We start from the raw sequence: 11,896 nt of genomic DNA, 5'->3' as shown, positions 1-11,896 counted from the left end.
GCCCCGCCATGCGCGGGGCTTTTCTTTACCGGCACAAAAAACCCCGCACCTGGCGGGGTTCTTCGTGTCGGTAACCTGAATCAGGCTTCGGAAGCTTTGGCCTTGGCGGCGGCTTCCTTGATCAGGGTTTGCAACTCACCCTTTTCGAACATCTCCAGCATGATGTCGCTGCCGCCGACCAACTCACCACCCACCCACAGTTGCGGGAAGGTCGGCCAATTGGCGTACTTGGGCAGGTTGGCACGGATTTCCGGGTTCTGCAGGATGTCGACGTAGGCGAACTTCTCGCCGCAACCCATCACGGCCTGCGAAGCACGGGCCGAGAAGCCGCACTGCGGGGCATTCGGCGAGCCTTTCATGTAAAGCAGAATGGTGTTGTTGGCGATCTGCTCTTTGATTGTTTCGATGATATCCATGAAGCACCTCGGCTGAACTTTACGACGTGATCGTCGACACGGTGACGCATTGTATCGGAAACCCGAGCGGCGTGCTCGGCCTTGCCCAGGTTCATGCCGCCTCCACCTCCACAGGCACGCCATTGAGCGCGGCATTCCCCGATACACCATCGCGCAGGTGCTCGTCGGTCAGATCGTTGGCGCTCACCCCAGGCTGCGCAGCGGCCACCTGCAATTGCGCCCCTCGACGGTTGTGCCCATAACCATGGGGCAAGCTGACCACGCCGGGCATCATGTCGTCGCAGGCCTGTACCTGTACCTCGAGCACGCCGGTGCGCGAGCGGATGCGCACGGTCTGGCCATCCTGCAGATGACGCTGGTGCAGATCGTCAGGGTGCATCAGCAACTGATGCCGTGGCTTGCCTTTGACCAGCCGATGGTAGTTGTGCATCCAGGAGTTGTTACTGCGTACATGACGCCGACCGATCAGCAGCAACTCGCCGGGCATCGGCGGTGCCTGGCAGGCCAGACGCTGTAGATCGCCAAGCAAGGCAGCGGGCGCCGCTTCCACGACCTGGGAGGGGGTGCGCAGACGGGCCGCTAGGTTCGGACGCAGGGGCCCAAGGTCCAGGCCGTGAGGGTGCTGGTCGAGGGTCTGCAACGACAGCCGATGCGCAGTCTGGTCACCGTAGCGGCCTGTGCGCAAGGCATGTTCGATCATCTCGGCCGGCGCCACGGTTGGCTTGAGTGGCAACTGGGCACGGGCAGCGAAGGCCTTGGCCAGGCCGACGAAGATTTCCCAGTCGTGCAGCGCGCCTTCGGGCTTGGCCAGGATCGCCCGGTTGAACCGGGTCACATTGCGCACCGCCAACACGTTGAAGGTGGAATCGTAGTGATCGTTCTCCAGTGCCGAGGTAGACGGCAGGATCAGGTCGGCATGGCGCGTCGTCTCGTTGATGTAGAGATCGATGCTGAGCATGAAATCCAGGCCTTCCAGCGCCTGGTCCAGGCGGCGACCGTTGGGGGTCGACAGCACGGGGTTGCCAGCCACCGTCACCAGCGCCCGCACCTGACCTTCGCCAGGTTCGAGGATTTCTTCCGCCAGGGCCGAGACGGGAAGCTCGCCCCCGTACTCAGGCAGTCCCGAGACCCGGCTCTGCCACTGGTTGAAATGGCCACCGGAGGTGGTCGCTACCAGGTCCACGGCAGGTTCGGTGCACAGCGACCCGCCTTCACGATCAAGGTTGCCGGTGACCAGGTTGATCAATTGCACAAGCCAATGGCACAGCGAACCGAAGGCCTGGGTCGACACCCCCATGCGGCCATAGCACACGGCCTTGTCGGCAGCGGCGAACGCGCGAGCCAACTGACGAATGGCCTCGGCGGCAATGCCGCAGTGCACGCTCATGGCCTCGGCGCTGAACGGCGCAATGGCCTGGCGCACCTGCTCAAGGCCGTTGACCGGCAGGTGCGAGCCCCTCGCCAGGTCTTCGGCGAACAGGGTGTGCAGCATCGCCGCCAGCAATGCCGCGTCGGCACCGGGACGAATGAACAGATGCTGATCGGCCATCGCCGCCGTTTCGCTGCGCCGCGGATCGACCACCACCAGTCGTCCGCCCCTGGCCTTGAGCGCCTTGAGCCGCTTTTCGACGTCCGGCACGGTCATGATGCTGCCATTGGAAGCCAGCGGATTGCCGCCCAGAATCAACATGAAGTCGGTGTGATCGATATCCGGGATCGGCAGCAACAGGCCGTGACCGTACATCAAGTGGCTGGTCAGGTGCTGGGGCAACTGGTCGACCGAGGTCGCTGAAAAGCGGTTACGCGTCTTAAGCAACCCGAGGAAATAGTTGCTGTGGGTCATCAACCCATAGTTGTGCACACTGGGGTTGCCTTGGTACACCGCCACGGCATTGCGCCCGTAGGCCTGCTGTACCGCCCACAGCCGCTCGGCGGCCAGGGCGAAGGCCTCGTCCCAGCCAATCGCCTGCCAGCGCTCGCCGATACGCCGATGGGGCTGGCGCAGGCGGTCGGGGTCTTCCTGGATATCCTGCAGCGCGACGGCCTTGGGGCAAATGTGACCACGGCTGAACGGGTCCAGGGCATCGCCCTTGATCGAGCTGATGCTGGCACGACCGTCGTCGGCATGGCTGACTTCGATATTCAGGCCGCAGATGGCCTCGCACAGGTGACAGGCTCGGTGATGCAGGGTCTTGGTCATGGCCGTCTCTGCCGTAGTGTTCAGAATGCCCGACTATGCGCCGGCACCGACGGCGCTGCCAGCGCGCTTCGCGGCGTGAATCGGGCGACATCAGGCCCACGATTCACGACAGGAGATTTGCAAAATACGCGCGGGGCCGTGTACAACCGCTGTAGCAAATAAAAAACAGCCTCGCCGCAAGGGTTTACGTCACCCGCTGATACATAGAGGCTGTTTCTCCCCTTGGTTTGAGGCGACATTTAATTATAGTATTGCGCCTTTCCCTATTCCGTCCGCCCCGTGCGGCTTACGCCGCAGGTCACTCCCGTTGTCAACAAAACCATACGGTCGACCTGCACACCGTTGCAGATAAGGTAGTCAATATGAGCGCTAGGCACTTTCTCTCCCTGCTGGATTTCACCACCGACGAATTGCTCGGTGTGATCCGCCGAGGCATCGAGCTGAAGGCCCTGCGCAAGCGCGGCGTGCTGTTCGAGCCGCTGAAGAACCGCGTGCTGGGGATGATCTTCGAAAAGTCCTCCACCCGTACTCGCGTGTCGTTCGAAGCCGGCATGATCCAGCTCGGCGGCCAGGCCATCTTCCTGTCGCCACGCGACACGCAACTGGGCCGTGGCGAGCCGATCGCCGACAGCGCCATCGTCCTGTCGAGCATGGTCGATGCGGTGATGATCCGTACCCACGCGCACAGCACCCTCACCGAATTCGCCGCCAATTCCAAGGTGCCGGTGATCAACGGCCTGTCCGACGAATCGCACCCGTGCCAGCTGCTGGCGGACATGCAGACGTTCTTCGAACACCGTGGCTCGATCCAGGGCAAGACCGTGACCTGGATCGGCGACGGCTTCAACATGTGCAACTCGTACATCGAGGCGGCGGTTAAATTCGACTTCCAACTGCGCATCGCCTGCCCTGAAGGCTACGAGCCGGCCGCACGCTTCCTCGCGCTGGGTGGCGACCGCGTACAGATCATCCGCGATCCCAAGCAAGCCGTGCATGGCGCTCATCTGGTGACCACGGATGTCTGGACTTCCATGGGCCAGGAAGAGGAAACTGCACGGCGCCTGGCGCACTTCGCGCCTTACCAGGTCACCCGCGAACTGCTCGACCTGGCGGCACCCGATGCCCTGTTCATGCACTGCCTGCCCGCCCATCGCGGCGAGGAAATCAGCCAGGACCTGCTCGACGACCCTCGCTCGGTCGCCTGGGACGAAGCTGAAAACCGCCTGCATGCACAGAAGGCCCTTCTGGAATTCCTTGTAGAACCGGCTTACCACCACGCATGAGTCAACCCCTACTGCTCAACCTGCGCAACCTCGCCTGCGGCTATGGCGACCAGCGCATCGTCCAGAACCTCAACTTGCACCTCAACGCAGGCGACATCGGTTGCCTGCTGGGCTCCTCCGGTTGCGGCAAGACCACCACGCTGCGCGCCATCGCCGGGTTCGAGCCGGTGCATGAGGGCGAGATCCAGCTGGCCGGCGAGGTGATCTCCCGCGCAGGGTTCACCCTGTCGCCGGAGAAGCGTCGCATCGGCATGGTGTTCCAGGACTATGCGCTGTTCCCGCACCTTACGGTGGCGCAGAACATCGCCTTCGGTATCGCCAAGCAGCCCAACCAGGCGGCGGTCGTCGAAGAGATGCTCGAACTGGTCAAGCTCAGTGGCCTCGGCGGGCGTTATCCCCACGAGCTGTCCGGCGGCCAGCAACAACGCGTCGCCCTGGCCCGCGCCCTGGCGCCAGAGCCGCAACTGCTGCTGCTCGACGAGCCGTTCTCCAACCTCGACGTCGAATTGCGCCGACGCCTGAGCCACGAAGTTCGCGCGATCCTCAAAAGCCGGGGCACCAGCGCCATCCTGGTCACCCATGATCAGGAAGAGGCCTTCGCGGTCAGCGATCAGGTCGGTGTCTTCAAGGAAGGCCGGCTGGAGCAGTGGGACACGCCCTACAACCTCTACCACGAACCGCAAACGCCATTCGTCGCCAGCTTCATTGGCCAGGGTTACTTCATTCGCGGCCAGATGAGCAGCCATGAAGCAGTGACGACCGAACTGGGCGAGTTGCGCGGCAACCGCGCCTACACCCTGGCGGCTGGCAGTTCGGTCGACGTGCTGCTGCGACCGGACGACATCGTCCACGCCCCGGACAGCACGCTGCGCGCACAGGTCGTGGGCAAGAGTTTCCTCGGCGCATCGACCCTGTACCGCTTGCAACTGCCCACCGGCAGCGAGCTGGAAGCCATCTTCCCAAGCCACATCGACCATCAGGTCGGCCAGGACGTTGGCATCGCCGTGGCCGCCGACCATCTGGTGCTGTTCCCGGTGCCGGGCAGCGTGGCCGCCCAATTGCAGCTCCAGGAAAGTGGCGTTCGCCGCTACAGCTCGGCGCACTGAGGGCTGCTGCGCAGCAGCCCACCACCTACCCCCGGATTAGCTCGGGCCCCGCGCTCGCAGGGCCCTTCTCCCAGACAGGGCGGCGTATCAGAGTGTCAGGGTGCCGCTGGCCACGCGCGTGGCATGACCGCCGATCTTCACCCGCTGCCCCTCCAGCCTACAGAACAACTCCCCGCCACGCGCCGAACGTTGGGCGGCGCTCAGCTCTGTCTTGCCCAGACGCTCGGCCCAGTAGGGAATGAGCAGGCAATGGGTGGAGCCGGTCACCGGGTCCTCTGGAATGCCGATGGCCGGGGCAAAATAGCGAGAAACAAAATCATGCTGGTCGCCGCGTGCGGTGACGATTACCCCAAGCCCTGGCAAGCTCGCCAACGCCGCCATGTCAGGCACGCAATCGCGCACCGCCTGCTCCGACGACAAGACCACGAACAACTCCTTGCTCTGCCATACCTCGAGCACTTCACAGCCCAGCGCCTCGGCCACCGGCAACGGCTGCTCGACCGGTTGCGGATCGATGCGCGGGAAGTCCAGCAGCAGGCGATCGCCCTCACGGCTCACACTCAACGGACCGGACTGACTGTGAAAGTCCAGGCGCGGCTTCTGCTCGCCATACACCTCGAACAGCACATGGGCGCTGGCCAGGGTGGCGTGACCGCACAACGGCACTTCGGTCGTCGGGGTGAACCAGCGGATTTCATAGGCCTCGCCCTTGGGCACGACGAAGGCGGTCTCGGCGAGGTTGTGCTCGGCAGCAATACGCTGCATCAACGACGGCTCTAGCCATTGCTCCAGCAAATAGACCATGGCGGGGTTGCCGGCGAATGGGCGATCACTGAACGCATCGACCTGATGAAAGTGCAACTGCATGACACGGTCCTTCTGTCCTTGATGTAGAAGGCCGAGCATGGGGCAACGCGCGCAGAGCGAACAGTGACAGAGTGCGGTTTTTTGCGACCATACAGATCATGCGCAGCCAAGCGCGAGGCCTGCTCACACGCGACCGATCTCGGCGAAACGGCCCTGGGTATGCTCGGCCAGCACCGCAGCCGACAGTTCGACCTCCAGCCCACGACGGCCGGCGCTGACATGGATACTGTCGTGCGCCTGGGCGGATTGGTCGATGAAGGTGCGCAAGCGCTTCTTTTGGCCTAGCGGGCTGATGCCGCCCACCAGATAGCCCGTGGCACGCTGGGCGGCCTGCGGGTCAGCCATTTCGCACTTTTTCACCCCGGCTGCGTGGGCCAGGGCCTTCAGATCCAGGCTGCCCACCACTGGCACCACCGCCACCAGCAACTCGCCTTTCTCGCTGCTGGCCAGCAGCGTCTTGAACACCCGCTGCGGATCGAGGCCAAGCTTTTCCGCCGCCTCCAGGCCGTAGGAGGCGGTTTTCGGGTCATGCTCGTAGCTATGCACGCGGTGTTCGGCGCGCACCTTCTTCAACAGGTCCAGAGCGGGGGTCATCGACAGCTCCAATCGATCACAGATCGCCGCTACTTTAAGGGAAATTCCCCGCCCCCTCCAGCGAATGCCCCACGTTAGAGCAGTGGTTGCAGATCACGAGAAGCCAAAGCGGTCAGAAAGTGGCTGAACGTTCATTTTCGACCTTTGACATCAGCGTTTCTTGTCTATATTTTTTCGTTTGCGAATGATCGTTGCACCTATAGAGTGCGCACATCGTACCTGCCCGGCGTCAATGGGGATCGACCCCGGGCTTTTTGCTGTCGAGCGCCTAGCGACTCACAACAACAAGAAAGCGAGGACCTACATGACCACTGCTCTACGACAACCTGCGCTCAGCGCCCAATGCCTGGCCGAATTCATCGGCACTGCATTGCTCATCTTCTTCGGAACTGGCTGCGTCGCCGCGCTCAAAGTCGCCGGTGCCAGCTTTGGCTTGTGGGAAATCAGCATCATCTGGGGGGTCGGCGTTAGCATGGCGATCTACCTCACCGCCGGTGTTTCAGGCGCGCACCTGAACCCGGCCGTGAGCATCGCGCTCTGCGTATTCGCCGGTTTCGAGCGGCGCAAACTGCCGTTCTACATCCTTGCCCAAGTGTGCGGTGCCTTTTGCGGCGCGGCGCTCGTTTACACGCTGTACAGCAGCTTGTTCTTCGATTTCGAACAATCCCACGGCATGCTGCGCGGCAGCCAGGCCAGTCTGGAACTGGCCTCGGTGTTCTCCACCTATCCGCACCCGGCGCTGTCCACTGGCCAGGCCTTCCTGGTGGAAGTGATCATTACCGCGATCCTGATGGCCGTCATCATGGCCCTGACCGACGACAACAACGGGCTGCCACGCGGCGCCACCGCCCCGCTGCTGATCGGCCTGCTGATCGCCGTGATCGGCAGCGCCATGGGCCCTTTGACCGGCTTCGCGATGAACCCGGCCCGCGATTTCGGGCCAAAGCTGATGACATTCCTGGCCGGCTGGGGCGAGATCGCCTTTACCGGAGGCCGTGATCTCCCGTATTTCCTGGTGCCCGTGTTCGCACCGATTCTTGGCGCGAGCCTGGGCGCCGCCCTGTACCGCGGCCTGATCGCCCGCCACCTGCCCAGCACAGAGGCCGTCGCGCCACAGACAGACGATAATTCTCAGGGCGATACCCAGACCTCCTGAGGCCAGCGCCGGGCCCGAGGGCCCGCCACGCCCTGAACTCCCCCCATTTTCGTGCAAGGTCATCGCCATGACAGACAACCTGGACAAGAACTACATCATCGCCCTGGACCAGGGCACCACCAGTTCGCGGGCCATCATCTTCGACCGCGACGCCAATGTGGTCGGCACCTCGCAACGCGAATTCGCCCAGCACTATCCGCAAGCCGGCTGGGTCGAGCACGACCCGATGGAAATCTTCGCCACGCAGAGCGCAACCATGGTCGAGGCCTTGGCCCAGGCTGGCCTGAGCCATGCGCAGGTCGCCGCCATCGGCATCACCAACCAGCGTGAAACCACCGTGGTGTGGGACAAGCAAACCGGACGCCCGGTGTACAACGCCATCGTCTGGCAGTGCCGCCGCAGCACCGAGATCTGTGCCCAGCTCAAACGCGACGGCCATGAAGACTACATCCGCGAGGCCACGGGCCTGGTCACCGACCCGTACTTCTCGGGCACCAAGCTCAAGTGGATCCTCGATAACGTCGAAGGCGTGCGCGAGCGCGCCGAACGCGGTGAACTGCTGTTCGGCACCGTGGACAGCTGGCTGATCTGGAAATTCTCCGGCGCCAAGGTGCACGTCACCGACTACACCAACGCCTCGCGCACCCTGATGTTCAACATCCATACCCTGCAATGGGATGAAAAACTCCTCGAGATCCTCGGCATCCCACGCCAGATGCTGCCCGAGGTACGCCCCTCGTCCGAGGTCTACGGCCATACCAAGAGCGGTATCGCCATTGCGGGTATCGCCGGTGACCAACAATCGGCGCTGTTCGGGCAGATGTGCGTCGAGGCCGGTCAGGCCAAGAACACCTACGGCACAGGCTGCTTCCTGCTTATGAACACCGGCAAGCAGGCAGTCAAGTCGTCGCATGGCCTGCTCACCACGATTGCCTGTGGCCCGCGCGGTGAAGTGGCCTACGCCCTGGAAGGCGCCGTGTTCAATGGTGGCTCTACCGTGCAGTGGCTGCGCGACGAGCTGAAAATCGTCAACGACGCCTACGACACCGAGTATTTCGCCAGTAAGGTCAAGGACAGCAACGGCGTTTACCTGGTGCCGGCCTTCACCGGCCTGGGCGCTCCCTACTGGGATCCGTATGCCCGGGGTGCATTGTTCGGGCTGACACGTGGGGTCAAGGTCGATCACATCATCCGCGCGGCACTGGAGTCGATCGCCTACCAGACCCGCGACGTACTCGACGCCATGCAGCAAGACTGCGGCCAACGCCTGAGCGAACTGCGGGTCGATGGCGGCGCAGTCGCCAACAATTTCTTGATGCAGTTCCAGGCCGACATCCTGGGCACCTGTGTCGAGCGCCCGCAGATGCGCGAAACCACGGCATTGGGTGCAGCCTACCTGGCAGGCCTGGCCTGCGGTTTCTGGAGCGGACTGGACGAGCTGCGCGACAAGGCGGTCATCGAGCGCGAGTTCAGCCCGCAGCTGGATGAGGCGACCAAGGAGAAGCTGTACAAGGGCTGGCGCAAAGCGGTGGAGCGCACCCGCGACTGGGAAGAATAAGCCTCAAGCGATAAGCCTCAAGCGACAAGAAACAGCTGATGAATACGCGTTCAGGCTTTTTCTTGTCGCTTACAGCTTGAAGCTCAAGGCTGCCTTTTGGTTTCATGCAGCATTTGTCCGGCAGCCCCTAAGGACCGCCCCATGAATCTGCCTCCACGCCAACAACAAATCCTTGAGCTGGTCCGCGAGCGCGGTTACGTCAGCATCGAGGAAATGGCGCAGCTGTTCGTCGTCACGCCGCAGACCATTCGCCGCGATATCAACCAGCTTGCCGAAGTGAACCTGCTACGGCGTTACCACGGCGGCGCGGCCTACGATTCGAGTATCGAAAATACGGCCTACGCGATGCGCGCCGACCAGATGCGCGACGAGAAGCAGCGTATCGCTGAAGCGGTGGCCCGACAGATTCCCGACCATGCCTCGCTGTTCATCAACATCGGCACCACGACCGAATCCATCGCGCGCGCCCTGCTCAACCATAACCACCTCAAGGTCATCACCAACAACCTCCACGTGGCGGCAATCCTCGGCGCCAAGGACGACTTCGAGGTGCTGGTAGCGGGCGGTACGGTTCGTCGCGACGGCGGTGTGGTGGGCCAGGCCAGCGTCGATTTCATCAGCCAGTTCAAGGTGGATTTCGCCGTGGTGGGCATCAGCGGCATCGATGAGGACGGCAGCCTGCTGGACTTCGACTATCAGGAAGTGCGTGTATCCCAGGCGATCATCGCCAATGCTCGGCAGGTGATCTTGGCCGCGGACTCCAGCAAATTCGGGCGCAATGCCATGGTGCGCCTGGGTCCGATCAGCCTGATCGACTGCCTGGTGACCGACCAGCCCCCCTCCCCCTCGCTCACCCAGCAGCTCAACCAACACAAGATCCGCCTCGAAGTGGTCTGAGCGACCTGCAAGCTGCAAGAAAAAGCCGGACCGAGACATCCTGTCAATCGGAGTTCGGCTTTTTCTTGCGGCTTGAAGCTTACCGCTTGCCGCTTGCCGCTTACCTCTGACTTTCGTTTTTGTTCACTTGCTTGTCATCCGATCAGTATTTTCTATAAAGACTGACTGGCGACCGCCTGTTCATTGCGCTAGTATTTTCGAATTCGAACATTAATGTTCACATTCGATGTGAGCAACCTCAGGAGGCCTTGCCGTGTCCCAGTCCCTTTCGCCACAACCACTCGACTGCTACGACGTCGCCGTGATCGGCGGCGGCATCAATGGCGTCGGCATCGCAGCCGATGCGGCAGGGCGCGGCCTGAGCGTCTTGCTCTGCGAAAAAGACGACCTGGCCCAACACACCTCCTCGGCCAGCAGCAAGCTGATCCACGGCGGCCTGCGCTACCTCGAACACTACGAGTTCAGGCTGGTCCGTGAAGCCCTGGCCGAGCGCGAGGTACTGCTTGCCAAGGCGCCGCATATCGTCAAACCCATGCGCTTTGTGCTGCCGCATCGCCCGCACCTGCGCCCCGCCTGGATGATCCGCGCCGGCCTGTTCCTGTACGACCACCTGGGCAAGCGCAAGCGCCTGGGCGCCTCGCGCAGCCTGCGCTTCGGCCCGGGCTACCCGCTCAAGCCGGCCATCACCCGCGGTTTCGAATATGCCGATTGCGCCGTGGACGACGCCCGCCTGGTAGTAGTCAACGCCATGGCCGCGCGCGAAAAAGGCGCACATATCCATACCCGTACCCGCTGCCTGGGTGCCGAGCGCGTAGCGGATATCTGGGAAGTGACCCTGCAACACGCCGACGGCACTCGCCAGATCATCCGTGCCCGCGCGCTGGTCAACGCGGCTGGCCCATGGGTGGCCAGCTTCATCAAAGATGACCTGGGCCTGAGCGCGCCCTACGGCATCCGCCTGATCCAAGGCAGCCACCTGATCGTGCCGCGCCTGTACGAAGGCGAACATGCCTACATTCTGCAGAACGAAGATCAGCGCATCGTGTTCTGCATTCCCTACCTGGACCGTTTCACCTTGATCGGCACCACGGATCGCGAATACAGCGGCGACCCCGCGCAAGTCGCGATCACCGAGCAAGAGACCGACTATCTGCTCAAGGTGGTCAACACGCACTTCAATCACCAACTGAGCCGCGCCGACATCCTGCACGCCTACTCCGGTGTCCGTCCGCTGTGCAACGATGAGTCGGACAACCCTTCGGCGGTGACCCGCGACTACACCCTGGCACTGTCGGCCAGCGCAGGCCAGGCCCCGCTGCTGTCGGTGTTCGGCGGCAAGCTCACCACCTACCGCAAGCTGGCCGAATCGGCCATGGCCGAACTCAAGCCGTTCTTCACCCAGATGCGCGGTAGCTGGACAGCCAGCGCAGCGCTGCCGGGCGGGGAATCCATGACCAGCGTACCAGTCCTGATCGACGCCCTGCTGGCCAGTCATGGCTGGCTGCCGGTGGACATCGCCAAGCGCTGGGCGGTGACCTATGGCAGCCGCGCGTGGCGCCTGCTGGAAGGCGTCAAGGGCCCGCAAGACTTGGGCCTGGCCATCGGCGGCGGTCTGTTCAGCCGCGAAGTGGATTACCTGTGCAGCCAGGAGTGGGCGGCCGACGTCGAAGACATTCTCTGGCGCCGTACCAAGCTCGGCCTGTTCCTCAGCGCCAACGAGCGGCAGGCCCTGGCCGACTACCTGCAACAGACCCAGGCCAAAGCCGCCTGATTGCGCCGGGCACTACAGGGCTGCCTTAGCGGTACAGGCCCGCAAAGG

Annotated in this window: 10 protein-coding genes; 6 read left to right on the top strand and 4 right to left on the bottom strand. The window is 63.0% G+C overall.

Annotation, left to right across the window (positions count from 1 at the left end):
- Nucleotides 1-80: 80 nt before the first annotated feature.
- Together grxD and FEM01_RS19570 are read right to left on the bottom strand one after the other, a co-directional pair.
- Nucleotides 81-416 (bottom strand): Grx4 family monothiol glutaredoxin, encoded by a 336-nt coding sequence (grxD, locus tag FEM01_RS19575; protein WP_136913238.1) that lies wholly within the window; start codon nucleotides 414-416, stop codon nucleotides 81-83.
- A 91-nt stretch (nucleotides 417-507) separates the two neighbouring features.
- The gene (locus tag FEM01_RS19570) at nucleotides 508-2,616 is read right to left on the bottom strand and encodes a molybdopterin oxidoreductase family protein (RefSeq protein WP_138221123.1); all 2,109 of its coding nucleotides are present in this window, start codon (nucleotides 2,614-2,616) and stop codon (nucleotides 508-510) included.
- 362 nt (nucleotides 2,617-2,978) lie between these two features.
- On the opposite strand from FEM01_RS19570, the gene argF reads away from it, so the two are divergent.
- Together argF and FEM01_RS19560 are read left to right on the top strand one after the other, a co-directional pair.
- Nucleotides 2,979-3,899, top strand: a complete 921-nt coding sequence (argF, locus tag FEM01_RS19565; RefSeq protein ID WP_138221122.1) for an ornithine carbamoyltransferase — start codon at nucleotides 2,979-2,981, stop codon at nucleotides 3,897-3,899.
- Nucleotides 3,896-5,005: an ABC transporter ATP-binding protein gene (locus FEM01_RS19560; RefSeq protein WP_138221121.1), complete on the top strand. Its 1,110-nt coding sequence runs from the start codon at nucleotides 3,896-3,898 to the stop codon at nucleotides 5,003-5,005. The genes argF and FEM01_RS19560 overlap by 4 nt, the downstream gene beginning before the upstream one ends.
- Before the next feature lie 87 nt (nucleotides 5,006-5,092).
- Here the strand turns inward: FEM01_RS19560 and FEM01_RS19555 are convergent, their stop codons facing one another.
- The gene (locus FEM01_RS19555) at nucleotides 5,093-5,872 is read right to left on the bottom strand and encodes a PhzF family phenazine biosynthesis protein (RefSeq protein ID WP_138221120.1); all 780 of its coding nucleotides are present in this window, start codon (nucleotides 5,870-5,872) and stop codon (nucleotides 5,093-5,095) included.
- 123 nt (nucleotides 5,873-5,995) lie between these two features.
- The gene (gene ybaK, locus FEM01_RS19550; RefSeq protein ID WP_138221119.1) at nucleotides 5,996-6,466 is read right to left on the bottom strand and encodes a Cys-tRNA(Pro) deacylase; all 471 of its coding nucleotides are present in this window, start codon (nucleotides 6,464-6,466) and stop codon (nucleotides 5,996-5,998) included.
- Between the two features lie 304 nt (nucleotides 6,467-6,770).
- Between ybaK and FEM01_RS19545 the strand changes: the two genes are divergently transcribed.
- The 4 genes from FEM01_RS19545 to glpD all read left to right on the top strand — a co-directional run bounded on the left by FEM01_RS19545 (nucleotide 6,771) and on the right by glpD (nucleotide 11,848).
- Nucleotides 6,771-7,622, top strand: a complete 852-nt coding sequence (locus FEM01_RS19545) for an MIP/aquaporin family protein (RefSeq protein WP_138221118.1) — start codon at nucleotides 6,771-6,773, stop codon at nucleotides 7,620-7,622.
- Nucleotides 7,623-7,689: 67 nt separating this feature from the next.
- Complete coding sequence (glpK, locus tag FEM01_RS19540) at nucleotides 7,690-9,180, top strand: glycerol kinase GlpK (RefSeq protein ID WP_138221117.1); 1,491 nt, start codon at nucleotides 7,690-7,692, stop codon at nucleotides 9,178-9,180.
- 141 nt (nucleotides 9,181-9,321) lie between these two features.
- A complete protein-coding gene (glpR, locus tag FEM01_RS19535; protein ID WP_138221116.1) occupies nucleotides 9,322-10,077 on the top strand; it encodes a DNA-binding transcriptional repressor GlpR in 756 nt (251 codons plus the stop codon).
- 253 nt (nucleotides 10,078-10,330) lie between these two features.
- On the top strand, nucleotides 10,331-11,848 hold the full coding sequence (glpD, locus tag FEM01_RS19530) for a glycerol-3-phosphate dehydrogenase (RefSeq protein WP_138221115.1): 1,518 nt from the start codon (nucleotides 10,331-10,333) through the stop codon (nucleotides 11,846-11,848).
- Nucleotides 11,849-11,896 lie beyond the last annotated feature (48 nt).

It is taken from the genome of Pseudomonas mosselii (assembly GCF_005796105.1).
Lineage (GTDB): Bacteria > Pseudomonadota > Gammaproteobacteria > Pseudomonadales > Pseudomonadaceae > Aquipseudomonas > Aquipseudomonas mosselii_C.
The sequence above is the reverse complement of the archived record's forward strand: the minus strand, read 5'-3'. Positions and strand labels throughout refer to the sequence as shown.